This window comes from Pseudoalteromonas sp. 31A1, from assembly GCF_011378815.1.
Lineage (GTDB): Bacteria > Pseudomonadota > Gammaproteobacteria > Enterobacterales > Alteromonadaceae > Pseudoalteromonas > Pseudoalteromonas arctica.
In genome coordinates this window covers 11,508-33,329 of sequence record NZ_WTKY01000014.1, presented here as the reverse complement: position 1 = coordinate 33,329, position 21,822 = coordinate 11,508, and the positions used below count along the sequence as shown (strand labels likewise).

Genomic DNA, 21,822 nt, shown 5'->3' with positions numbered 1-21,822 from the left:
TGATTACTGTTATAGCTAAGGGCTATTTAGCGCTTGCTGCTTGAATTTGAGCTTTCACTTTTTGCATAAAGTCAGCCATATTTGCTTGGCGGTCGGCCTCTATGCTTTGTGCAATGGTTAATTGACTCATTGATTCGTTCCACTCTTTCATGTCGGGAACTTGTGCTAGTACATCCCAATCAAGCTGAGTAGAGCCAAAAGCGCTAACAATAGTGTTTACGTAATAAACGTAAATGTCTGCCATTGTGAATTGCTCGCCTGCAATCCAAGGTGAAAACTTACCTAGTTTGTTTAATGCAGTAACGCCGCGAGTTAATACTTGGCGTACTTCTGTTTTAAGAGCCTCAGGAACTTCATTACCCGAAAATACATAAGGGATGAACCGTCTGCTTGGCAGTTCAAAATAAAGCTCTGCTATTTTCATAATTTGACGAACAACTGCGCGCTCACCTGCATCTTCAGGGTATAGCGGAGTTTGCGGGTACGACTCTTCTATAAAGTCGCAAATAACACTCGACTCTGAAATATTAAGGCCATTGGCTGTGGTTATTGCCGGCACTTTACCTGCAGGACTGATTGCTAATAACTCTTCACTTCCACCGTAAACAAGGTGTTCTTTAAATGGCAGTTGTTTGTGTAAAAGTACATGTTTAACTAGGTTGTAATAATTGCTAGCAGCAAAACCGTGCAAAGTAATCATAAGTCAGCTTTCCATTATTAACGTGAGGATACTCATTGCCAAATAATGCAATTTTGGTCCCCGTGTTTAAGTTGAACCTATTATTACTTGTTTTAATTTGCTTATATATAAGGGAAAATGCGAATCACTTTTGTCTTTAAGACAATAAAGAATTTTATTTAATGGAGAGGCGACTTGGATCAACTAAAAGCCATACGGTATTTTATTAAAGTGGTTGAAACGGGCAGTTTTACCAAAGCCGCAAAAGCATTTGGTGTGCCGCCTTCGTCGTTGTCGAGGCGAGTGGCCGATTTAGAAAAAAGCCTAGGGGCTACGCTTTTAAAACGCTCAACCCGCATAGTTAAGCTGACCGAAGTAGGGCAAATTTACTACAGCGATGTACAAAAAATAGTGAACCAGCTTGAGCAAAGCCACGAAACGGTTCGAAGTTACCAAACAACCCCAAAGGGGCGTTTATCTATAAGTTGCATGGTAGGTTTTGGCGACAAAATGCTCATGCCGCTGCTTGATGAGCTTAGCGCGTTATACCCCGAAATAATACTCGATGTAAGCTTAAGCGATGAGCTGTCGACACTTGGCCGTGACGATGTTGATATTGCTATTCGTGGTGGTTATGCACCCAATGAGCGCGTGATAGCAATAAAACTTATGGATAATGGCTTTATACCTGTGGCGTCCCCCTGCTATTTACAAAAACACGGAGTGCCAAGTAACGCCATGGAATTAAAGCACCATAATGGGCTTTATTTTAAAACGCCTTCAGGGCCAACGCCGTGGTTATGTAAAGTAGATGAGCAATGGCATGACGTTTCTGGGCCTGCGGTCGCTATTTCAAATAACGGGTCGTGGCTTGCCAAAAAAGCATGTAACGGGGAAGGTATTTTAATGTCAACTCGATGGGCACTGGCTTCATACCTTGAGTTGGGCGAGTTACAAGAGCTTAAGTTTGAGCATGAGGTGGCAATAACTCAAAATTCTAATATGGCTGTTTATTTGTTGTATCAAAAACAACGTTATTTGGTACCAAAGGTAAAAGCGGCGGTCGATTTTTTAGTACAAAGAATAAAAGAAACAGGTGAAGATAGTAAGCAAATAAAATAACCCTTAAGAGTAAGGTGGGTAGATTAATAGAGTGTCGGATGGCGCTTCGCTTATCCGACCTACGCTTATCCGGTTTATTTTTACCAGATGTATATTATGTTTGTTTAACTTATTAATAAATTATTTGTATAAATAATAGGTAAAAAATGCGCCTTTAGGCTAAAGCTTTTAACTAAGCGCCCGATAAGTTACTTAATAGGGTTTAGCGATTAAGGATAATCATGGTTAATAATATATTTGGCAGTCAGGCTAATCTAAGCACTGTGCTTGCCCAATCAGTTAATAACGCGAACCAAACATCTGCGACACCTTCACTACACAGCAGTGGCGACCTTCAAGCTATTAATGATTTACAAATTAATGCGCCTAAAATAACCGACGAGTTATTAAGCCAGCTAAATGATGAAACACTTTACGAAACAATAACTAGCAATCAAAAAGTAGGGGATATTTTACAACAGCAACTTACCTCGCTATTTACTATTTCAAGCACACCTAGCACGCTTAACTATAAACTCTCCGATGAAGAACTCGCCCTGCGCACCGTAATAAGCTCTCAGAATGAGGGGTTATTAAAAAATGAAAACAGCACCCAATTAATTGAGCGATTAAATACATCTGTTAAAAATATTCAGGGTGCTTATGCTAATACCAGCGATATTTTATCAAGCTTGGGGCAACTTGGGCATGAGCAAAAAACGTTTTTAGCCTCAAGCCAGCAACGTGTTGAGCGCACGCTTAATCCTTATATGGAAAGTGCTAACCGTAGCAAGTACGAGGATGACGATAATTATTTATTTGAGCTCTCGGTAAAAACCAAAGAGGGTGATGTAATAAATATCACTTTTAATTCGTCACAAGGCTTTGATGAAAAAACGGGCGAAGCCGTTGATGGCTTTGGCATAAGTTACGAAGTAAATGGCGATTTATCTGAGGCTGAACATGCGGCTTTAACGCAGGTTATGGCGGGTGTTGGTGAAATGGCCGATGAGTTTTTTAAAGTGAGTGAAAATTCATTCAATCCTCTTATAGTCCCAAACCAAACAGACATGAGTTTAGACTTTTTAGCAGGCTTTAATAGTGAGCAGCTAGCGGGTTTTAATGTGTCGTTTTCAACAACGCAAAATGATGCGCTTGATACAGGCGAAAACACGCTTGATTTAAGTTACTCAATAGATGAAGCGACAAATCAACAAGCACTTGTGTTTAAGGCTGAGAATGGGAAAAACGAAATCGACTTTGCACTCGATATGTCGACCATTGGCGCTGAAGACACACAGCAAATGCAGCAGTATTTAGCGTCCCTCGATCAAAGCTTAGAAGATAGCCGAGTAAACAGTACCGAGGATAGTAAAGACTCGGCATTTGGTCGTAAAGGGGATGAGACAATGCAGCAAGGTTTTGCATTATTTAAAGGCGCTTTTACAAGTATGTCGTCAGCGGCTGAACGTTATAGCAATATAGAGTCACTTGCAGATAAGCAATTTAATGACGGGCGCGCTATGGTTGCCGATTTAGTTGATAACATGGTCACAAACGATCCCCGTTACCAAGGGCTTGGTAATAAAGCGCCAAATACATTGGGAGCAGGGATTTCTAAGCTCGCTGATTTTGATGCTACGTTTTCTTATGCACTGGATAGTGGCGACTATCAGCCTAAAAGCACTATTGAGCTAAGCCAAGCGACTGAGCAAACCCAATTAGGCGAGCTTAGCGGTTTAACACAAAGTAAAAATGTAAGTAGCCACTTTGATTATCAATACAGTCGCCCTGACTACTACGACAAAGAAGAGAGTTATAACGTAGGTACCGCAGTAAAAAATAAAGAACTTGCGGGGCTTGATCAGTCTCACGAAGTTGATATTGATACAAAAATGTATGCGTTTAGCCCGGAAACAAATCAATACGAGCTGCAAATGGCGATGCAAGAGCAAACCATTAGTAAAAGTGACATTCGCTTAATTGACGATATTTGGCTTGAAGAAAACGAAAACAGCTACAACATGAATAAAAAAGAGCGTGTTGACAGCGACGAAAAGCAAGACGACTTTAAAACAACCAGCAGTCATTCTCATAATAAGTTAGTTACCTTAATTGGTGATTTAGACAAGCTGGCTGAAAATAAAGACATAAGGCGAGAATATTTAACTAACTTATCGCAAGTTAACTTTTTTATGGATAAAAAGTAACGGTCTTGAGCTGTTCACTCCGCGCTCAATATTGGGTATAGTCGTTTAATACCTAATTTAATACCTAATTTAATACCTAATTTAATACCTAATTTAATACTTAATTTAATACTTAATTAAATACCTAATTAAAGAGTACCTTATGTTTAAACAATTAATTTTATTGTGTGCTTTAAGCATGCCGCTTGTAAGCTGCGCTGCTACGGCGCCATTTTCGGGCGAGATAAGTACGCAAGAACTGCTAAGCGACTACAACAAGTTTAACGAGCAATACAAAGCGTATACACCAACAGCACAAGATATAGCCCTAATGCAAAAGCTAGAAGGCAAAGAGCTTATTGTATTATTTGGTACGTGGTGCCACGACAGTGAGCGCGAAGTACCAAAGCTGATTAAGTTACTTGATGCGTCGAAAGTTGAACTTGCAAGCATTGAATATGTGGCCGTAGGTTACAACAAGCAAGACGATGCAGGCATTGCACAGGCTAATGACTTGCAATACACCCCTACGTTTATAGTAAAAGACGATGGTAAAGAGTTAGTACGCGTAATTGAAAAGCCAATGGGTACATTGGCACAAGATTTAACACAGGGTTTGTAAATAGAGCTTGTTCGTATTTGGGGTTAACGATTTAGCAAATAGGTTTATAAGTTAGCTGTTGGGCTGCTATGAGTAGTCTCCTGATACTTTAATGTGTAAGGCCAAAATAGGAATTCAGCTATGGTTTGCATATCAATTAAAACAAATAAAAAACGAATTAATCTACAAGCTCGTTATGGTGTTTCTTAATATGTCTAAGGATCTACGTAAAAATTTGATTGCTGCGATTCTTAGTCCTTTAATTGCGTTACCAATCCTTGGTTTTTGTTATTTTTATGCGGGCATAGAAAACTATACTTCTGTGAGTTCGTTAATTTTAGATGTTGGTTTTGGTGTATCAATAGGGATGGGAAGTTTATTTTATTTCTATCCTTTAATGTTCATTTACGGATTACCTATTAGCTTATTACTCCAAAAGTTAAATTTATTTAAATTACCTGTAGTTTTAATCTTAAGTATACTTCCAGTTTTTTTACTTAGTCTTTTTAGTGAGTTTGATCGTGTAACATTGGTTCTTCATTTATTAGTACTTTCAATGGGTTTAACTAGTTGGCTTATATATAATAAATTAAGGTAACACCACAACAAGCGATTAATGTTACACAACCGTTTTCTTACTCGGCTTACAGCTCAGATTAAACATTATTCATTAAACAGGCTTTTTCCGAATGCTTGTGCAGCATGCGAAGAGGGCCTGTCTTTATAATGTAGTTGATACAGTGGCCGAGAGAGTTGCTCGTTATTTTTTTGACTCAGGCGTGTTAATTTACCAAGCTGCACTAAATCCTCAGTGACTACATTAGGCAATAAAGCCACGCCCATTCCTTGTGCTACTGCCCTTGCTATTGCCTCGTTGCTGCCCAATTGCATACTGCACTCTGCTATTACGCCATGTTGGGCTAGTAACTTAACCGACATTTCTAAAGTGCCCGAGCCCGGCTCGCGCAGTAGCCAAAATTGTTTGTTTAACCATGCTTTTAAGTCTTTCGTGGGCTTAAAGTTACTGGGTATAACCACACTCATTAAATCGTTTTGCCAGTGCTTACTTATTATATGCGACTCAGTCGGCGTGCCTTCAACCAGTGCTAAATCTATAGTGCATTCAAGTAATGCGTGTTCAATTTGCGCAGTATTGGCCACTTGTACTTCCACTTTTATATGTGGGAACTGCGCGCAAAATTTAGCTAAGTAAGGAGGCAGCCAATAGCTGGCAATCGTTGTGCTGGTGCCAATAACAAGTGTGCCGCGCTTAAGCCCTGTGCGCGATTTAATATCTTCAATGGCGGCTTTTTCGATAGCAAAAATACTACGCGCATGTTCAAAAAGCGCTTGCCCGCCTTCACTTAAAGTGAGTTTTTTGCCTTTAGATGCACGTTCAATAAGTTGTATGTTTAGTTGATACTCAAGCTCTTTTAGCGTTTTAGATACCGCCGGCTGGCTTATAAAAAGCGCCTCGGCTGCGCCTGAAAAACTACCAAGCTTTGCTACCGTATAAAACACCCTAAGTGCATGTAAATTCATTGTGCCTCTCAAATTACATAACCTTAAGTTATCGAATCATGATTTTAATATATTGGAGTTATATTTTGGCCTTTATTAAAATGAAGTCAACTAATTAGAGTTGTTTGATTGAGGGAATATCATGCTTAGCACTATTAAAAATGGGTTACAGCCTTTAGGTGTTAACACTAAACAGTATGGTGACTCTCGCTGGTGGATTGGCATGTTACTGGTTATTGTACTTGCGGGCGTTGCTGTTGCGCTTAGTAAATTATCAATAATGCAAACTGCGCAATTTAGCTCACTCACTATTGGTATTGTGGTTGGTATTATTGTGGGTAACAGTATTTTTTCGCGTATAGCGACTCATACCGATGTGGGCGTTGATTACGCTAAAAGTATTTTGCTCAAAGCGGGCGTTGTGTTGTTTGGTTTTAGAATAACCTTTACGCAAGTAGCGGGCGTTGGTTGGAGTGGCTTACTAACCGACATTGTTATGCTTGTTGGTACATTTATATTAGCAATTCAACTTGGCAAACGTGTATTTAAGCTAGATGAGCAAACAACTATATTAATTGGCGCGGGTAGCTCTATTTGTGGCGCTGCAGCGGTGATGGCAACCGAGCCTGTTATAAAAGCACAGGCGCATAAAGTATCAGTAGCGGTAGCAACGGTGGTGGTGTTTGGTACGCTAAGCATGTTTGCCTACCCAATAATGTTTGAGTACATGGGATTGAGCGAGCACGCGTACGGTATTTTTGTAGGCTCAACCATTCATGAAGTAGCGCAAGTGGTTGCGGCGGGCACTGCGGTAAGCGCTAACGCGGCCGACACCGCTGTAATTGAGAAAATGCTAAGAGTGATGATGCTTGCGCCATTTTTAGTAGGTTTATCATTTTGGCAAAGTAAAAAGCATACAAAAATAAACGCACATGGCGGCGAGCAAAAAGCGGGTATTACAATCCCTTGGTTTGCGGTGTTATTTATAGTGGCAAGTGGTGTGCATTCACTCTCTATTATTCCTCAAGTGACTACAAACGCAGTTGTTTGGTTTGATAATATATTACTCACCATTGCGATGGTGGCTTTGGGTTTACGCACACATGTTGGGGCAATTCGCCAAGCGGGTATTAAACCGCTGTTACTGGCGCTGTGTTTATTTTTGTTTTTAACGTTAGGCGGCTTTGCAATTAATGTGGGTATTGCTGAGCTGTTTTAAACGTTGCTTTGCAAAAGTTGATTGGCTTAAATTGGCCAATCAACTTCGTTTAAGTCATCCAGCTGCGCGCTGGTATTTTTATTACCTTGCCATTTATTAGTGTAAATACCGTGTGGATCAAACTGCGCGGTTTGCTTTTGTATATTAAAGTGCCTACCGCCACGCGGATCTACACCTACGGCCGCTATGTATTGCCAGTTGCCCCAATTTGCGGCTACGTCGTAATCAATCAATTGCTGTTCAAAATAAGCCGCGCCATAGCGCCAATCAAGACCAAGTTCGTTAACTAAGCAGCTCGCTGCAACTTGCCTTGCTCGGTTTGATATATAGCCAGTAGCATTGAGCTCATTCATAATGGCATTGACCAATGGGAAGGGCGTTGAGCCGTTACACCATGCAGCAAATCGGTTTGGTATAAACGTTGTTAGGGGTTTGGTTTGCTTTTGACCTTTAAAGCTAAACAGCCTGTTGCCCGCATTGAGTGCATGCCATTTAAAATACTCTCGCCATAGCAATTCAAACTTAATCCAATAAGTTGATTCGTTTGCGGTATGTTTATGTTCGTACTCTTCAACCGCTTTATAAACTTGCCGTGCACTTACACAACCAAAGGCAAGCCAAGTACTAAATTTTGTGGTGTTATTAAAGCCATCAAGCTCGTTTCGAGTTGTTTTATAGGTACTTGGCAGTAAGCCCGAAAAGTACTGCGCTAAATGAGCTTGCGCACTTTTAAATCCGCCGTGCATTATCGCGTTGTTGTCATCAGTAAGCTCAATTGGTTTGGCCGCACATAATGTTATAGGTTGAGGGAGTAAACCTTCAGGTAACATTGAGAGGGTTATAGGTATATTGGCTGCCTCTACCTTTTTACGAAACGGGGTAAAGCTTTTAGGCAGCTCGTTTAAATCAAAAGGTAGGTCGCTTTGTTTAAATAGGGTGTCTTGCAGCTCGCCTGTAAATTTTGTATTTGGGCAATGCGCTTTAAGTAAACTTATTTGGCGTTGCTCGTACAAACCTACTTGCTCGCTATAAACCACTTCATCAATATTGTGCGCAGTTATACGCGCTTTTAAATGTGTTATTGGCTCGCCTTTAAGCACGTGTAGTGTTTGCCCGCGTTCAATAAGTGCTTGTTGTAGTTCAAACAGGCTTTGCATTAAAAACTGTTGTTTATGCACGCCATATGGTTTTTGTTGGTAGTTATTATTTTTAAACCAATGCGGATTTATTACAAATATAATATCGAGTGTACATTGCCCAGTAGCAAGTTCACTTAAAATAGGGTTGTCGTCTATTCGTAAATCGTTTTGTAGCCAATATAAAATGCGTTTGCTCATACTTATGCTCTGGTTTTTGTAAATCATTAACTTTACGAAGTAAAAGCCGGTAGGGATTAGTCAGCTGCAAGTTTTAGTAATGAAGCGGTGAGCAAGTATTACTTACTCACCTGCTTAGGTTTTATTTAACTGGTTTGGTCGTGTTAGTGAGGTTAATAGATACATAAGCAATTAAATACACAAATACGCTAAGCGGTAAACTACAAATAAATAAAGCAATTTTGTACTTTTTAGCAATAGATGGTTTAGGCAATATGATTGCAAAAAGCATATTCATTGCTAACCAAAAAATAGTAACGAGTGGTGATAGCGTTGTTTTAGCGCTTGATAAATCACACGTGCCGAATGAAATACTGGCAATAGATGCGTTACCTATTTCAATACATTGCGCATTACCTATTAGACTGATGGTAACTAATGTTGTAATTAATAATAGTGCTAGCGGCAGTAAATGTTTCATATTTTTTCCTTAATTATTTAATTTTATGGGTCGCTCTACAGCGCCTAAATAAATTAAAACGTTAGGTAAAAAATAACGATAATAAAGCTGTTAACTAGTTATTATAAAGTTATAACCACGATATTACCTCGGTTATAACTTTAATAAATCATTGCTATTCAGTGGGTTGTGATTTAACTTCTGCTATGAGCTGATAACCTCGCTTCATTACAGACTTTATATATTTGGGGTTTTTTGTGTCGTTATCGTTAAGGGCTACACGTAGTTTGCTAATAACTCGCCTAACTGCAGTGTCGGTTACTATTTGATTCTCCCATACATTATTATGTAACTCTTCTAGGCTAACTATCCTTGGTTGTTGTTCAACTAAATAGCTTAGTACCTGCATGCATTTAGGCTCTAATGTGAAGTGGTTATCTTCTTTAATTAAGGCCTGTTGCATGCTGTCAAAAGTGTACTCACCAATTATTAGCTGCTTAACGCTCGGTTTTTCTATAACAGGTTCCGCGCAATCATGGTTAGGTTGGGCTTTGTTTTTTGCGGTGTTTGAATGTTTTTTATAAATGCGAGATACCATCATTCCAGTTAAATTCATTAATAGTACTAACGGGCTCAGTGGGAACGTACAAAGAAAAAGTAAATATTTAAATCCCACGTGTATATTTGGTTTATTAAGCATTTGCCCAAATAACACGTTTAAAAGCATCCATATAATAAAATAAGGCGTAAGGGAAATTGAATCTGTTTGCTCCCCACAAACGCCATATTTTACGCCCTCTATGTAGTTTGATGCGTCTAAACAAAACGCATTAGCTTGGCTGCTAAATAAAATGAGTGGTATGAAAATAATGATTTGTTTCATTAAAAAGTCCATTTAGAAAGAGGCGGTAAATAATACCGCCTCCTTTAATGTTAAATAGCCGATTTTTGCTCTGCTATCCAATCGTTTATTACATCCTCAAGTACTGACATAGGCAATGAACCTTGGCCGATTACGGTGTCGTGAAAGCTGCGAATATCAAACTTAGCACCTAGTTCTTGTTCAGCTTTTGCGCGTAGTTCGCGTATTTTTAGCTCCCCCATTTTGTACGAAAGCGCTTGGCCTGGCCATGATATATAACGATCTATTTGATCCTCCACCGCGCTTTGTGGCAATGCAGTGTGATCTGCCAAGTAGTCTATTGCCTTTTGGCGGCTCCAGCCAAATGCATGAATACCTGTATCAACAACAAGCCTCACTGCGCGCCACATTTCGTAACCTAAACGACCAAAGTCGCTATAAGGGTTTTGATAAAAGCCGGCTTCTTTGCCTAAGCGCTCGGTGTAAAGCGCCCAGCCTTCGCCAAATGCTGAGTGGCTAAGTGTGCGTCTAAACTGGGGCACGTCTAACTCCATTGCAATGGCGTTTTGTAAATGATGCCCTGGTATTGCTTCGTGTAGGCTAAGTGCTTCTAAATTATATAAAGGTTGTAGCTTAGGTGTTGAGGCTAAAAAATAAGTACCCGGTGAGCGATTATCAGCCGGTGGCATATAAAACGCGCCACGACTCGCTGAGCCTTTTATTGTAAAGGTGTTACGTGGTAAATGGCCAAAGTAGGTGGGTAACTTGCCATACATTTTTTGCGTTATAAAAGCTGTTTTTTCAAGCAAGTCTTGCGCGTCTGTTGCGTAAAATTGCTCATCGGTTGCTAAAAATTCTAAAAACTCAGCATAAGTGCCATCAAAGCTTACTTTATCAATAATGTTTTGCATTTGCGTTTTTATACGCGCCACTTCTTTTAAGCCAAGCTCGTGTATTTGCTTGGGTGTTGCATTGGTTGTGGTGTAATAATTTACCGCATATTTATAATACTCAAGCCCGCCTTTAACGCTTGAAATACCTGGCTCTGCTCTACAGTTAGGCATGTAATCGTTTTCAAAAAAGTCGTAAAAGTGCTGATAAGCTGGTACTACTTTTGAGCTAATTAAGGCTTTTGCTTTATTTTGGTATGTGGCCTTTTGCTCTGCTGTAAACGTATTTGGTATACGTGTAAAAGGCTCGTATAAGGCACTGTTTTCAGGTTGCTTAACTATATGAGCGTTAATGCTCTGGCTGTAATTTTCAAATGTTTTGCAGTAGTGCGTATACCCCAGTTCAATTCCTTCCTTCATCAAGTTAATGTTTTCTTGATTAAAGCGAGGGTAGTCGGCAAGGCTTACTAAAAATGCGTTGTAATCATCAGGTGTTAAAAATGCCATATTAGCCGGTGCTTCGGCAAAGTAGGTATGCCAGCCACTTAAAAAGTTAACCTGAAAATACTTATCTTGAAAAAGGTAACTTTGCTGCTCTGTTTCTCGCTCGTATTTAAATAAACGGTAGTTCATTAACTGCGAGCTGCTCAGCGTTTTAGGATCTATTTTACTTAAGTTTTTTAATACATTGTTATTATAAGCTTGGCGCTTTGCAATGGCTTGTTCGGTCCAATTTGGTAATGTACCACTGGGTTTCCAACCATCAGGGTCGGTACGAAAGAATATTTTTTCGGCTTTTGCATTTTGCCAATGGTTATCAATAATGGTTTTTAAATCTGCATTGCTATCGGCTGCGCTCGGCAGTGATGCTACAGCTAAGCAAATAGCTAAAATTGTTTTTTTGAACATATTATTCTCATTTTTAGCGCGTTAATTTTTATTAGTGTACGCACATTTATCATTTTTGTTTTTAATATAGTACCAAGTTAACTTTATTAATGCGCTTACTTTTATAACCAGTATCAATTGGTTTTACTTTTTGATTGAACAAATTTCACCGCTGAAGTGAGTGGGCCACTAGTTTATTGTTTTATCAGCGTTTAGAATGATTAAAACTAATTACAATAAAGGTCGTCATGTTTAATAAAGTAATAGCGCTGATTGATGAAGCGAATAATCAAGATCCTAATAGCGAACAACACAATGGCGAAAATTTCCCAAAAGAAAGTTTATACGCCCTACGCATGAGCGAAATGCTAACTCGCTTTAAACCAGCTGCCAATGAACTTATGCAAATTGCAGTGCGCGCACAGCATATTCAGCGTTGGAAGTCGCCGCGTAGTGACTTTGAAATGAATAAGCAGGGCTATCATCAGTGGCGCAGTGCTCTTTATATTTTTCATGCGTTACTAGCCGTTGAATTAATGAAACAAGCTGGGTTTAACGATACGGACCAAAACCGTGTTTATAACGCTGTTGCTAAAAAAGATATTAAGCGCAATCCAGATAGCCAATTAGTAGAAGATGTAGCGAGTTTGGTGTTTATTGAACACTACATGCTTGGGTTTGCCAATGCAAAACCAGATTACAATGAAGAAAAATGGATTGGTATTATTCGCCGCACATGGCAAAAAATGTCAGATGAAGCCCATGAGTTTGTACTTACAGGTAATATTACATTACCAGATCCACTTGTTGGGCTTATTCATAAAGCGCTTGAGTAAAGTAGTGTAAGCTAGGTATTAAAATAAAAAGGATTTTTAGAATGTTATGCCCACGTACAAATGCCTCTCTTGAGCCGTTATTAATTGGCGGTATTACTGTTTACACTTCAGTGCAAGGTGGCGTATTTTTTGATAACAGCCAAATTTTTAAGTTTAGCTCGCCAGAGTTAAAGCACGGTCAGGTATTACTTAAACACTTAAGTAACTATATTGAAGGTGAGGGCGATGTCTCAATGCGAGTAAATTGTCCTAAATGCCCAAGTATTGTGATGATGCGCCGGTATTTTTCACCGCTTAAAGTGGTTGAAATAGACGAATGCCCAGGTTGTGCAGGCATATGGCTTGATAGCGGTGAACTGGCAAAAATACACGAAAACCATTTAACACCTAAAGAGCGAAAGCTATTAGCTCATGAAATGGCAACCAATCATGGCTTTATAACTATTAAATCACCTACTTCTAGGTTTATGCCAACTAATAAAAATAAAAGTGCACATGAAGCCACGGTGGAAAACTTAGTGCGCTTAGCTTTACTTGGTTTGTAACTCTTAATAACATATTAAAACAAAAACGGCGTACTAAAAAGTACGCCGTTTTTATTGTAATAAACTAACGCTTGAAAAGTTTATTTATTACGGTTTTCTTTAGCAAATGCACGTATTTTACGCTTTTGCGACAGTGTTACTTTATTAACACGACCAGCAAATGGGTTTTCACCTTCTCTAAATTCGATTTTAATAGGTGTGCCCATAATTTTAAGCGCTTTACGGTAGTAGTTCATCAGGTAGCGTTTATAACTATCTGGTAAATCTTTAACTTGGTTACCGTGAATAACAATACGTGGTGGGTTATAACCACCGGCATGCGCATATTTGAGCTTAACACGACGACCACGAACAAGTGGCGGCTGGTGATCGGCTTGAGCCATGTCCATAATACGACGTAACATTGCAGTACTTATACGTTTAGTCGCTGATTCATACGCTTCGTCAACAGACTCGAATAAATGACCAACACCTGTACCGTGTAGTGCAGATATAAAGTGTAGGCGTGCAAAGTCAATAAAGCCTAAACGGCGATCGAGCTCTGATTTAATACGATCTTTAACGTAATCGTCTAAGCCATCCCATTTGTTCACTGCAATTACCAATGAACGACCTGAGTTAAGCGCAAAGCCTAATAAGCTTAAATCTTGATCTGAAATACCATCGCGAGCATCAACAATCAATAACACAACGTTACAATCTTCGATTGCTTGAAGCGTTTTTATAACTGAGAACTTCTCAACTACGTCACTTACTTTTTTACGCTTACGAACACCTGCGGTGTCAATTAACACATACTCTTTTTCATTTCGAGTCATCGGAATGTAGATAGAGTCACGTGTTGTACCTGGCATGTCGTATACAATTACACGATCTTCACCCAGTATACGGTTTGTAAGCGTTGACTTACCAACGTTAGGGCGACCAATAATTGCAAGCTTTACAGGTTTGTCTGCAAATGCCTGGTGATCGGTATCGCTGTCTTCATCTTCTTCGTAAAGATTAATAAGCTCTTCGTCATCGCCTGTTACGTCTTCGTCTTGTGCAGCTAATTCAGCAATAAGCGGCTGAAGTGTTTGCTCAAGTAATAACGTAATACCACGGCCATGCGATGCAGCAATATGATGAATTTCACCTAATGATAATTGGTAAAATTCAGCACAGTTTGAATCTGCATCAATACCATCGGTTTTATTAGCAACAACAAAACACTTTTTATCTTGCTTGCGCAAGTGATTAGCAATTGCTTGGTCAGCTACGGTCATACCTACACGAGCATCTACTAAAAACAGAACAATGTCGGCTTCTTCAATGGCTAGCAGAGATTGATCTGCCATTTCGATTTCGATGCCTTCTTCTGAGCCATCAATACCGCCCGTGTCTACCACGATAAATTCATAGCCATCGTAACTAGCTTGGCCATATTTTCTATCTCGTGTTAAACCTGGAAAATCGGCTACGAGTGCATCACGAGTACGTGTTAAACGGTTAAATAATGTGGATTTGCCCACATTGGGTCGCCCAACTAGAGCGATCACGGGAAGCATAAACTACCTCTTTAAAAAACAACAAAAGGCTTCGCAGTGCGAAGCCTTAAAAAAACCATATGACTATTAGTAACTTAGTTTGGTATTTTTACCATACTAACTTCACCATCACGGGTGTATAAAATTAGCTTATCGTCGGCAACAACTGGCTCAACAAAAAAGCCCGAGCTGTCAAAGTCTTCACGAGATACTAGCTCGCCAGTTTCTTTATTTAGCCAATGTAGGTTACCTTCTTGGTCGCCTAAAGCTAAGTGGCTACCTGCAACTGCAGGGCCTGTTAGGTACCAACCGCGTAGAGCGGGTTGGCTCCAACGTTCAATACCTGAATTTTTATCTAATGCGTAAATAACACCATCGCTATCTACTAAATAAATTGTTTGTGCATCCATCGCAATTTCGCGGTAGCTGCTGTACTCGCGTTTCCATACAACATTGCCAGAGCGAATATCTACAGCAGCTAAGTTGCCGTTGTAAGCTATAGCGTAAGCGTATGGACCGCTAATAAGTGGTTGAGTGTCTACGTCAACTAGGCGTTCAAATTCTGATGCGCCTTTAGCAACCGCAATTTCTGCGCTCCATGCTGAGTAACCACTGTCTGAAATTAATACGCTTAGCTTGCCTGTTTCAAGGCCTACTAATACACCACCGTTAGCAACGGTTGGCGAGCTTTGTCCGCGTAATGTTAGTGGTGGAACTTCTTGTTCAAAGCTCCAACGCTCTTCGCCTGTATCTGGGTGAAGGGCTAACAATTTACCAGAGCCTAAATTTACAAATATTAAGCCATCGCCTGCTGTTGGTTTAGACAGTGATTCGCCTGGTACGTTTTTACGCCAAACTTCTTCACCGGTTTCGCGATCAAGAGCAATAATAAAGCCGTGTTCAGAACCTATATAAATTTTACCATAGGCTTGCAAAATACCACCTGATAATTTTGCATTTCCGTTGTTAGCCCAAGGCCAAAATGATAAGTCTTGGCGTACATCGGTTTCCCATTTTGTATCGCCATTATCAAGCGAAAGCGCTTCTACTTGGCCTTCGCGGCTAGCAACATACACAGTATCTTTGTAAACTGCGGGTGTTAAACGAGAAAAATAATGCTCTACGCCATCACCTACAGATTCTTGCCAAACAACGTCAGTTTCAAATTGGTTTACAATTTCAGGAAGTACTAGTTCATCTTCATCATCACTTGATGAACAACCCATCAATGTTGCCATACATAGGGCAAGGGCTGCTGTTGTAAATTTTTTCATGCCTAAAACCTTATGCCGCTGGGCTAGTTACTGCTAGGTCATCTAACTTAATTTGTAATAGTGGGTTACTTGTTAATCCACCCGCATCTATTGCTGCTTGGTATGCAGTACGTGCTTGATCTTTATTACCTTGCTCAGTGTAAATATCGCCTTTAAGCTCGGCCACGTTTGCATTGAACGCTTCAGGTAATGGTGCATTTAATGTTGTTAATGCATCGTCATATTTAGTTTGCGCAATTTGAACACGTGCTAAACGTGTAATCGCAATTGCTTTTAATTCTGTATTTGGCGTATTAGACACAACCCAGCTTAGCTTTTCGCTTGCTACGTCTAGTTTTTTCGCTTCTACTGCGTCTTTTGCAGCTACAAATGCAGCAAGTGTTGCGTAGTTTGTGTCTTTATTTTCGCTAATAAACGCATCAGCTGAAGATAATACATCGTCGCTTTCAACAAGCGCTGTATATGAATCTGATGCTTTTTCAGCGGTAGTAATTTGGTTTTGGTTATATGCTTTCCAGCCATATAAGCCACCTAGGCCAACAAGTATACCTAGCGCAAGTGAAATGCCGTTTTCACGGAAAAAGCGTTTAATGGCTTCTGCTTGTTGTTCTTCTGTTGAATAAATATCCATTCTTACCTCTAATGTTCGCTTAGCCGTTAATAAGCTCAGCTAATAGCGCTTTAGCTTGTTCTAATTCTAATGTGACTTGTTCTTTACGCTCGCGTAAATACTTGATGGTCACAACGCCTTTTTCTAATTCATCTTCACCAATAATCACTGCAACAAGTGCATCGCTTTTATCAGCACGTTTTAATTGTTTTTTAAAGTTGCCGCCGCCCGCATGTACCATAACGCGTAAACCCGGTACGTCTTTGCGTAGTTGCGCTGCAATTGCAGGAGCTTGAATGCTTGCTTTGTCGCCCATTGCTGCTAAATATACATCAGCATTACGACGAATGTCACCTACGCACTCAAGTGCTTGTAGTAATAACACTAAGCGCTCTAGACCCATTGCAAAACCAACTGCTGGCGTTGCTTTACCACCAAGTTGTTCAACTAAGCCATCGTAACGTCCGCCAGCACATACAGTGCCTTGTGCGCCTAAACCGTCGGTTACCCATTCAAATACAGTGCGGTTGTAGTAGTCCAAACCACGTACTAACTTTTCATTAACCGTATATGAGACGCCAGCCGCGTCTAAACGTTCACATAAATTTTCAAAATGTTCTTTTGATTCAGCATCTAAATTTTCAGACAATTTAGGCGCATCAGTTAAAATTGCTTGTACGTCTGGGTTTTTGCTATCAAGTACGCGTAATGGATTTGAATACATACGGCGTTTTGAGTCTTCATCAAGCACATCAAGGTGTTGCTCAAGATAGGCTACTAGCGCATCGCGGTAATCTGCACGCGCTTCGTTAGACCCTAAAGAATTTAGCTCTAAACGAACGTGGTCAGTAATACCAAAGGCTTCCCATAGTTGCGCTGTTAATAAAATAACTTCTGCGTCTATGTCGGCTGTAGCAATACCAAATGTTTCTAAACCAAATTGGTGAAACTGACGGTAACGACCTTTTTGCGGACGCTCGTGACGAAACATTGGACCCATGTACCAAAGGCGTTGTTCTTGGTTGTATAGTAAGCCATTTTGGTTGCCAGCACGTACGCATACTGCGGTGCCTTCTGGGCGAAGTGTTAATAAGTCGCCATTGCGATCGGCAAAGGTGTACATTTCTTTTTCTACTATATCGGTAACTTCACCAATAGAGCGTTTAAATAAGTCGGTTGATTCTACAATAGGAAAACGAATTTCTTGATAACCGAACGATGCTACTGTCTCGCGTAAAATGTTTTCTACTTTCTGCCAAACTTGTGTATCGCCCGGCAGACAATCGTTCATACCGCGAACTGCCTGAATTTGTTTTGCCACTGCTAAATCCTAAATGCTGTTTTTGTGTAATAAAAAATGCTTACACAACAAGAATGCTAAAAATTGACCTGACATTATAGCGTTTTGGCTATAAAGGTAAACGCCAAACACCGCTGTTTGGCGCTTTATGCGGTATTTATTCGACTATTTTTATGTCAATCGGTGTTTGGCTCTGCTTTTTCTCTATAAAGTCGCGTACATAACCTTCAAGCTGCTCAACAATGTTGTTGTTATCAATGCGCGCTTTTTGGCGTTCGCCATTTATATACAAACCAGAACGACGGTTTGCACCGGCAAGCCCTATATCACTAACCAGTGCTTCACCTGGTCCATTTACAACACAACCAATTACCGAAACAGACATAGGTTCGATAATATCCTCTAAGCGCTCTTCAAGTTGGTTCATGGTGCTTACCACATCAAATTCTTGACGTGAACAACTAGGGCAGGCAATAAAGTTAATACCGCGAGCACGAATACGCAGTGAATTTAAAATATCAAAGCCGACTTTAATTTCTTGAACAGGATCGGCAGCAAGCGACACTCGCAGGGTATCGCCAATACCTTCGGCAAGTAGCATACCTAAACCTACTGCAGATTTAACAGAGCCAGAGCGCATTCCGCCCGCTTCGGTAATACCTAAATGCAGTGGTTGGTCTATTTCTTTAGCGAGTAAGCGATAGGCGCCTACCGCTAAAAATACGTCAGACGCTTTTACCGATATTTTAAACTGGTCAAAATCAAGGCGACGTAATATATCTACATGGCGCATTGCTGATTCTAATAAGGCTTCTGGTGTTGGTTCGCCGTATTTTTCTTGTAAGTCGCGCTCTAGTGAGCCGCCGTTTACGCCAATACGAATAGGAATGTTGTGCTCGCGAGCAGAGTCTACTACAGCTCTAATACGCTCTTCGCTACCTATATTACCCGGGTTTATACGCAGGCAATCAACGCCGTATTTTGCCACTTTTAAGGCTATACGGTAGTCAAAGTGAATATCGGCTACTAGCGGAATAGTCACTTGTTCTTTAATACTTTTAAACGCTTCAGCAGCGTCCATAGTCGGTACAGATACGCGAACTATGTCGGCACCGGCAGCTTGTATTGCCTGAATTTGTGCAACAGTTGCATCAACATCCATGGTGTCGGTGTTGGTCATTGATTGCACAGCAATAGGGGCGCCGTCGCCAATAGGGACGTTACCTACATTGATACGGGTGGATTTTCTGCGTTTAATTGGAGATTCTGAAAACATAGCGACTACTCTGCTAGTGGTAATGTAAATTTGGCTAAACGGTTTTTAGGAAATGCAGAAACATCTACAGGTTCGCCGTTTAAAGTAATGTCTACAGCGTCATGCTTACCAAGCACAACTGAAAAAGGAGGCGTGCCACTTACGGTCATAATGTAGCCTGCTTTTTTAACACCGAATGCTATTTTTTCGCCTTCGCCGTCGTAAATTTCAACCCAACTTTCGCCGTTAAAGTTCATAACAATTGTACTGCTAGCATCGTCTTGGCTTGCGTTGTTAGAAGCAATAGGAGCCGTTTCTTTAACTATTTCTGGGCTTGTTGATGTTTCACTAGACGTGCTTTGTGATTCTAATAATGATTCATCGTCAATTTCGGCTTGTTGCTGTTGCTCTGAAATACTGGGTTGAGCGGCTTGGCGCTCGCTCATTTTTGAGTTGGCAACGTTTATGTTACTGGTTTGCTCTTCAATAGGTGTCGCGTTTTGCCAAAACCATAAAGCAGATGAGCCAATAACAATCGCTAAAATTAAATAGCTAAAAAACATTAAGCGACTGTCGTTTGCTTCTTTTTCTGTTCGGCGCGAAAAACTCTGCATATTAGCGGGCTTAGTCGGCTCCGGTGGTGCGGGCATCATCGCTAATATAGGTGCGCTGTCTACTTTTAATTCACGGCAATAATTTTTTATATAGCCTTTAACAAAAGTGATAGGGCCGAGTAATGCAAATTCATCATTTTCAAGGCGTTTAATTTGAAGTTCAGACAGCTTTAACGGTGCAGCAATAGTCGCTATGCTAACGTTCGCTTGCTCTCTATGATTTTTTAATATTTGGCCTACAGTTGGCTGTTCGCTCTGTGTTTGCGTATTTTCGTCATTCATAATTTGTATGAGTCTGGATCCACTAGTAAAAGTTTGTGCCCTGGTTTTAGTGCTATATCAGGACTTAATTTATTCCATCGCATTAATTCATCAATTAATACATGCCGCTGGGTAGCTATATCGTAAAGGGAATCACCAGCTTTAATTTCGTAATAAATATTTGGATCGTTTAGGTATATTTTACTTCCATTCATTACCCGATCCGACTCTTTTAGACCATTCCATTGCAGGAGCTTTTGTAGTTTAACATTGTATCGCACCGAAATGCTAAATAGGTTTTCGCCAACAGCAATTACGTGAAATGGCACGCGTAAAGGCGATACTTTAGGGTTAAGCATTGGGAGCTCTGTTTTTTGTACTGCTTCGTAACTTTTAAATTCAATATCAGCATCATTTTTATAGTTGCTGTTTTCAAATACGGTTGTATTTTTAGTCGCCTCGTAGAATACCACGTCGCTACTATTTTTTTGATTAGTAACTGCCGGAGCCGGTGCTGAATTACTATAGTTACTAGTTTGCTGCGAATTAAACTGGCCTGTTTTAGGTGCGCCAAACGAAATTATTGTAACTTCGTCATCAGCTTTAGTTGGTTGCTTTGCTGCTATAGCTTCTTTTTGAGGTTCGTAAACGGGCTTAGCTTTTTTAGGTGCAGCTACTACGGAATCTGCAGAGTCGTGCTCAGTAGTAAGTGCAAGCATAACAGCCGATGTATCGGTAGGTTTGCTTGGCGCGACGACTTTAGGAGCATCTTCTTTTTGAGTTGTTATTTGTTTTGCTATTACGGCTGTTTCATCGGCTTGCTTACTGGCCGTGTTTTGTACCGCCTTAGCTTGCTTTTCTCTTACTATAACTGGATTTACATCTTGGTTATTTGCTATTGCGATCTTTTTATCTGTTTTTTGCTCGTCGTTTGTTACCAAGCTTGTTGAACCGTCTTGTGGTGAACGTTTCTTTCTGATTACTTTTATTTTTGGTTTTGAACTAACGTGCGCGCCGCTTTCGTCATTTTTTAGTTCTTTTAACTGCGCTTTACGGTATTTTTCTCGCAGTATTTCAAACTCATTAAAACGTGTTCTTTTCTCTTTTAATGCATAGGCTTCGTTACTGCTAGAGTAAGTTTGTAAGATAGTGCTGGAAATTTTTTCAGCCTCTTCTATTCTGCCCATTCTGTTTTTTACAAGGTAGCTAAGCATTAATGCGCGAGAAGATACTCGACCTGTGCTTTCGTAGCGTTTTAAAAGTTCACTGGCTTTGTATAAGTCACTTTTTGCGTAATACAGCGCTGCTAAACTAATTAACGTAGATGTACGCTGAGAGCTGTGATTAAGTGCCTGTTGAAAGTAACTTTCTGCATTTTCAAAATCATCAAATTCAATAGCACACAAGGCTAAATTTTCGTAACTTTCGGCAACGCGAATATAACTTGGTACTTCAATGGCTTTTAAAAATTGATCAGTTGCACGATCGTATTCATCAATACCACATAAAAACACGCCGTAGTTATTAAGGGTATTAGGATCGTCAGGCTTTATTTCGAGTGCTTTTTGGTAGGCTTTATCAGCTAGCGGGTTTTCGCCTACTTGTTGATAGTAATAAGCAAGAGAGTAATGTACTTCAGGTAGGTCAGGAGCAAATGCAGCTGCACGTTCTAAATTGTATTTGGCTTGAGAGTTATTACCCGTTTTTAAATACTGTAGGGCTAAAGCAATTCGTGTTCGTGCTGCGCCAGTATTATTAATTTTATTTTCGACGACGGGCTTATTACTGCCGTTATAACTACTTTCGCTAACACAGCCACTTAAGGCAAGTGTTGATAGTGTTATAGCAAGTATAGATCGCATTACCTTATCTCTT

At 40.2% G+C, this 21,822-nt stretch carries 20 protein-coding genes; 7 read left to right on the top strand and 13 right to left on the bottom strand.

What is annotated here, in order from left to right; all coding sequences use genetic code 11:
- Positions 1-22 precede the first annotated feature (22 nt).
- Positions 23-700, bottom strand: coding sequence for a glutathione S-transferase family protein (locus GQR52_RS13370; RefSeq protein WP_165728768.1), 678 nt, complete (start codon positions 698-700; stop codon positions 23-25).
- A 174-nt stretch (positions 701-874) separates the two neighbouring features.
- Between GQR52_RS13370 and GQR52_RS13365 the strand changes: the two genes are divergently transcribed.
- From GQR52_RS13365 to GQR52_RS13350, 4 genes are all read left to right on the top strand, one after another.
- Positions 875-1,801 carry a LysR family transcriptional regulator gene (locus GQR52_RS13365; RefSeq protein WP_165728767.1) on the top strand — a complete coding sequence of 309 codons (927 nt, stop codon included), beginning with the start codon at positions 875-877 and terminating at the stop codon, positions 1,799-1,801.
- A 221-nt stretch (positions 1,802-2,022) separates the two neighbouring features.
- On the top strand, positions 2,023-3,990 hold the full coding sequence (locus tag GQR52_RS13360; RefSeq protein WP_165728766.1) for a hypothetical protein: 1,968 nt from the start codon (positions 2,023-2,025) through the stop codon (positions 3,988-3,990).
- Between the two features lie 142 nt (positions 3,991-4,132).
- Positions 4,133-4,591: a thioredoxin gene (locus tag GQR52_RS13355; protein ID WP_165728765.1), complete on the top strand. Its 459-nt coding sequence runs from the start codon at positions 4,133-4,135 to the stop codon at positions 4,589-4,591.
- A 190-nt stretch (positions 4,592-4,781) separates the two neighbouring features.
- Positions 4,782-5,168: a hypothetical protein gene (locus tag GQR52_RS13350; RefSeq protein ID WP_165728764.1), complete on the top strand. Its 387-nt coding sequence runs from the start codon at positions 4,782-4,784 to the stop codon at positions 5,166-5,168.
- A 65-nt stretch (positions 5,169-5,233) separates the two neighbouring features.
- Here GQR52_RS13350 and GQR52_RS13345 read toward each other — a convergent pair whose 3' ends face one another.
- Positions 5,234-6,112: a LysR substrate-binding domain-containing protein gene (locus tag GQR52_RS13345; protein WP_165728763.1), complete on the bottom strand. Its 879-nt coding sequence runs from the start codon at positions 6,110-6,112 to the stop codon at positions 5,234-5,236.
- Between the two features lie 121 nt (positions 6,113-6,233).
- On the opposite strand from GQR52_RS13345, the gene GQR52_RS13340 reads away from it, so the two are divergent.
- The gene (locus GQR52_RS13340) at positions 6,234-7,310 is read left to right on the top strand and encodes a YeiH family protein (protein ID WP_165728762.1); all 1,077 of its coding nucleotides are present in this window, start codon (positions 6,234-6,236) and stop codon (positions 7,308-7,310) included.
- Positions 7,311-7,336: 26 nt separating this feature from the next.
- On the opposite strand, the gene GQR52_RS13335 is transcribed toward GQR52_RS13340, so the two are convergent.
- The 4 genes from GQR52_RS13335 to GQR52_RS13320 form a co-directional block, all read right to left on the bottom strand.
- Positions 7,337-8,647, bottom strand: a complete 1,311-nt coding sequence (locus tag GQR52_RS13335; RefSeq protein ID WP_165728761.1) for a DASH family cryptochrome — start codon at positions 8,645-8,647, stop codon at positions 7,337-7,339.
- A gap of 121 nt (positions 8,648-8,768) precedes the next feature.
- Entirely contained in the window at positions 8,769-9,107 is a 339-nt protein-coding gene (locus GQR52_RS13330) for a transcriptional regulator (RefSeq protein WP_165728760.1), read from the bottom strand.
- Between the two features lie 154 nt (positions 9,108-9,261).
- Complete coding sequence (locus GQR52_RS13325) at positions 9,262-9,969, bottom strand: winged helix-turn-helix domain-containing protein (RefSeq protein ID WP_165728759.1); 708 nt, start codon at positions 9,967-9,969, stop codon at positions 9,262-9,264.
- Positions 9,970-10,019: 50 nt separating this feature from the next.
- The gene (locus tag GQR52_RS13320; RefSeq protein WP_165728758.1) at positions 10,020-11,747 is read right to left on the bottom strand and encodes a DUF885 domain-containing protein; all 1,728 of its coding nucleotides are present in this window, start codon (positions 11,745-11,747) and stop codon (positions 10,020-10,022) included.
- Between the two features lie 227 nt (positions 11,748-11,974).
- Between GQR52_RS13320 and GQR52_RS13315 the strand changes: the two genes are divergently transcribed.
- Both GQR52_RS13315 and GQR52_RS13310 read left to right on the top strand, forming a co-directional pair.
- Positions 11,975-12,562 carry a DUF4202 domain-containing protein gene (locus GQR52_RS13315; RefSeq protein WP_165728757.1) on the top strand — a complete coding sequence of 196 codons (588 nt, stop codon included), beginning with the start codon at positions 11,975-11,977 and terminating at the stop codon, positions 12,560-12,562.
- A gap of 41 nt (positions 12,563-12,603) precedes the next feature.
- Positions 12,604-13,107, top strand: coding sequence for a zf-TFIIB domain-containing protein (locus GQR52_RS13310; protein ID WP_165728756.1), 504 nt, complete (start codon positions 12,604-12,606; stop codon positions 13,105-13,107).
- An 80-nt stretch (positions 13,108-13,187) separates the two neighbouring features.
- Here the strand turns inward: GQR52_RS13310 and der are convergent, their stop codons facing one another.
- The 7 genes from der to pilW form a co-directional block, all read right to left on the bottom strand.
- A complete protein-coding gene (gene der / locus GQR52_RS13305; protein ID WP_024592997.1) occupies positions 13,188-14,654 on the bottom strand; it encodes a ribosome biogenesis GTPase Der in 1,467 nt (488 codons plus the stop codon).
- A gap of 74 nt (positions 14,655-14,728) precedes the next feature.
- The gene (bamB, locus tag GQR52_RS13300) at positions 14,729-15,907 is read right to left on the bottom strand and encodes an outer membrane protein assembly factor BamB (RefSeq protein WP_165728755.1); all 1,179 of its coding nucleotides are present in this window, start codon (positions 15,905-15,907) and stop codon (positions 14,729-14,731) included.
- A 10-nt stretch (positions 15,908-15,917) separates the two neighbouring features.
- Positions 15,918-16,538 (bottom strand): tetratricopeptide repeat protein, encoded by a 621-nt coding sequence (locus GQR52_RS13295; protein WP_007583431.1) that lies wholly within the window; start codon positions 16,536-16,538, stop codon positions 15,918-15,920.
- A gap of 19 nt (positions 16,539-16,557) precedes the next feature.
- Complete coding sequence (gene hisS, locus GQR52_RS13290) at positions 16,558-17,838, bottom strand: histidine--tRNA ligase (protein WP_165728754.1); 1,281 nt, start codon at positions 17,836-17,838, stop codon at positions 16,558-16,560.
- A gap of 136 nt (positions 17,839-17,974) precedes the next feature.
- Entirely contained in the window at positions 17,975-19,093 is a 1,119-nt protein-coding gene (gene ispG / locus GQR52_RS13285) for a flavodoxin-dependent (E)-4-hydroxy-3-methylbut-2-enyl-diphosphate synthase (protein ID WP_165728753.1), read from the bottom strand.
- A gap of 5 nt (positions 19,094-19,098) precedes the next feature.
- The gene (locus GQR52_RS13280; protein WP_165728752.1) at positions 19,099-19,968 is read right to left on the bottom strand and encodes a RodZ domain-containing protein; all 870 of its coding nucleotides are present in this window, start codon (positions 19,966-19,968) and stop codon (positions 19,099-19,101) included.
- The gene (gene pilW / locus GQR52_RS13275) at positions 19,965-21,809 is read right to left on the bottom strand and encodes a type IV pilus biogenesis/stability protein PilW (RefSeq protein WP_165728751.1); all 1,845 of its coding nucleotides are present in this window, start codon (positions 21,807-21,809) and stop codon (positions 19,965-19,967) included. Before pilW ends, GQR52_RS13280 begins: the two co-directional genes overlap by 4 nt.
- Positions 21,810-21,822 lie beyond the last annotated feature (13 nt).

Coding starts and splice junctions, on each gene's coding strand:
- GQR52_RS13335 (WP_165728761.1), bottom strand. CDS start 8,647: ATGAGCAAACGCATTTTATATTGGCTACAAAACGATTTACGAATAGAC.
- bamB (WP_165728755.1), bottom strand. CDS start 15,907: ATGAAAAAATTTACAACAGCAGCCCTTGCCCTATGTATGGCAACATTG.
- GQR52_RS13325 (WP_165728759.1), bottom strand. CDS start 9,969: ATGAAACAAATCATTATTTTCATACCACTCATTTTATTTAGCAGCCAA.
- GQR52_RS13350 (WP_165728764.1), top strand. CDS start 4,782: ATGTCTAAGGATCTACGTAAAAATTTGATTGCTGCGATTCTTAGTCCT.
- GQR52_RS13360 (WP_165728766.1), top strand. CDS start 2,023: ATGGTTAATAATATATTTGGCAGTCAGGCTAATCTAAGCACTGTGCTT.
- ispG (WP_165728753.1), bottom strand. CDS start 19,093: ATGTTTTCAGAATCTCCAATTAAACGCAGAAAATCCACCCGTATCAAT.
- GQR52_RS13355 (WP_165728765.1), top strand. CDS start 4,133: ATGTTTAAACAATTAATTTTATTGTGTGCTTTAAGCATGCCGCTTGTA.
- GQR52_RS13280 (WP_165728752.1), bottom strand. CDS start 19,968: ATGAATGACGAAAATACGCAAACACAGAGCGAACAGCCAACTGTAGGC.
- GQR52_RS13315 (WP_165728757.1), top strand. CDS start 11,975: ATGTTTAATAAAGTAATAGCGCTGATTGATGAAGCGAATAATCAAGAT.
- GQR52_RS13340 (WP_165728762.1), top strand. CDS start 6,234: ATGCTTAGCACTATTAAAAATGGGTTACAGCCTTTAGGTGTTAACACT.
- GQR52_RS13310 (WP_165728756.1), top strand. CDS start 12,604: ATGTTATGCCCACGTACAAATGCCTCTCTTGAGCCGTTATTAATTGGC.
- GQR52_RS13330 (WP_165728760.1), bottom strand. CDS start 9,107: ATGAAACATTTACTGCCGCTAGCACTATTATTAATTACAACATTAGTT.
- GQR52_RS13345 (WP_165728763.1), bottom strand. CDS start 6,112: ATGAATTTACATGCACTTAGGGTGTTTTATACGGTAGCAAAGCTTGGT.
- der (WP_024592997.1), bottom strand. CDS start 14,654: ATGCTTCCCGTGATCGCTCTAGTTGGGCGACCCAATGTGGGCAAATCC.
- GQR52_RS13295 (WP_007583431.1), bottom strand. CDS start 16,538: ATGGATATTTATTCAACAGAAGAACAACAAGCAGAAGCCATTAAACGC.
- GQR52_RS13370 (WP_165728768.1), bottom strand. CDS start 700: ATGATTACTTTGCACGGTTTTGCTGCTAGCAATTATTACAACCTAGTT.
- pilW (WP_165728751.1), bottom strand. CDS start 21,809: ATGCGATCTATACTTGCTATAACACTATCAACACTTGCCTTAAGTGGC.
- GQR52_RS13320 (WP_165728758.1), bottom strand. CDS start 11,747: ATGTTCAAAAAAACAATTTTAGCTATTTGCTTAGCTGTAGCATCACTG.